Source organism: Peribacillus sp. P4_C12 (genome assembly GCF_056402095.1).
In genome coordinates this window covers 1-1,640 of sequence record NZ_JBFUIB010000689.1, presented here as the reverse complement: position 1 = coordinate 1,640, position 1,640 = coordinate 1, and the positions used below count along the sequence as shown (strand labels likewise).

At 35.5% G+C, this 1,640-nt stretch carries 3 protein-coding genes; all 3 read left to right on the top strand.

All coding sequences use genetic code 11. The annotated features are described in order from the left end of the window. A partial coding sequence (locus AC1DUW_RS28025) for a spore germination protein (RefSeq protein WP_477644080.1) occupies positions 1 to 304 on the top strand: 304 nt, incomplete at its 5' end. Continuing rightward, complete coding sequence (locus AC1DUW_RS28020) at positions 301 to 1,395, top strand: GerAB/ArcD/ProY family transporter (RefSeq protein ID WP_053345945.1); 1,095 nt, start codon at positions 301 to 303, stop codon at positions 1,393 to 1,395. The genes AC1DUW_RS28025 and AC1DUW_RS28020, both read left to right, overlap by 4 nt. Then, on the top strand, positions 1,392 to 1,640 hold a 249-nt coding region (locus tag AC1DUW_RS28015), incomplete at its 3' end, for a Ger(x)C family spore germination protein (RefSeq protein WP_477644079.1). The genes AC1DUW_RS28020 and AC1DUW_RS28015, both read left to right, overlap by 4 nt.

Below are 1,640 nucleotides of genomic sequence, written 5' to 3'. Positions count from 1 at the left end.
AGCAAATATTGTGAGTTCACTCATGGTTATTATCGTTTCGATCACCACGATTACCTCTTTTACGGTCCCACAATATGGATTTGGATTGGCCTTCAGAGCATTAAGATTTGGAGCAATGATATTTGCCGCGGTTTTAGGGTTATACGGAACTACTTTATTCTTTATTATTGTTATCAGTCATTTGTCTAAATTGACTAGCTTTCATGAGCCTTATTTTCACCCGCTTGATTTTATTGATAAAAAGACTTGGAAGGATGCACTTGTCAGGTTACCGAAGCGTAAAAATGGAGGCGAGCCTTCATGACCCAATCAGATGGAAAAATACTTAGCGTAGAATTGGCTTTTATTATTTCATGTGGCATGTTAGGAGTAGGAATGCTGACGCTTCCAAGGACGATAACGGATAATATTAATTCACCGGATGGGTGGATCATCTTAATTTTCAATGGTATTATTATTGGCCTATTTTTATGTTTATTGGTTTTTCTGCTTAAAAAACATCAAGTTTCCGATTATTACACTTATATGGAGGAGGCTTTTGGAAAATGGCTCTCTAAAATTTTGGGCTTTGTTATAGTAATTTACTTTATAGGTGTGGCTAGTTTTGAAGTGCTAGCCATGAGTGAAATGGTCCGTTTTTACTTGATGGAAAATACGCCTGTTGAAGTAGTGATACTTTCATTAATTTTAGCAAGTGTTCATCTTCTGACTGGAAAGATAAAGGCAATAGCCAAAGTTTGCGTCTTCTTTCTTCCATTGACGATTGTCATCGTCTTGCTTATTTACTTGTTGAGTCTAAGGGTGGTGGATTTAAAAAACTTACAACCTGTCCTTGGAAACGGAATTCTACCTGTCTTAAAAGGTATGGGGGAAGGTCATTTGTATTTTTTTGGAGTTGAACTATTTATCTTTTTGTTTGGTCTCGTTAAAAATCAAAACAAGGTAAAAAAGGGGATTCTGATCGGTTTTTCCATCCCGGTCATTTTATACGTAATTACATATGTGCTGGTAGTGGCAACGCTGACTGTTCCAGAAGTTAAAGCCGTTACATGGCCGACAATTTCGTTTATCCAGTCGTATGAAGTAAAAGGGATTTTTATCGAACGTTTAGAGCTTTTTCTCTTAATCACTTGGATTCTTCAGTTTTTTTGTACACATACAATTTACTTTTACTTTGCTGCAGAAGGATTAACGAAAATTTTCCGGAATTCCTATACGACAAACCTTATAGTACTTGTCCCGGTCATTTTTTTACTTGCCAAAATTCCTAAAAATACAGTTGAGATTTTTAAAATGAGTGATGTTCTGGGATATGTATTTCCCTTTATATTTTTTGCTTTGCCAATTCTTACATTTTTAATCGTTCAAGTGAAAAGGGGTAAAAGAAGCGGATGAAAAAATTATGGATGATCTTGCTTATTCCATTACTTTCAGGCTGTTGGGACAGTCATAATATTGAAGAATTATCCCTTGTGGTAGGAGAAGGTATCGATAAAAGTAAAAAGAACGATGAAATTAAGTTAACTCATCAAATTTTGGTACCTCCTGGAACAAGTGTGCAGGAAAATCAAGGTCAGCAAAAATATAAAAATATTACTGTCAGTGCAAAGACTCTGCATGAAGCAATAAGGGATTCCTTG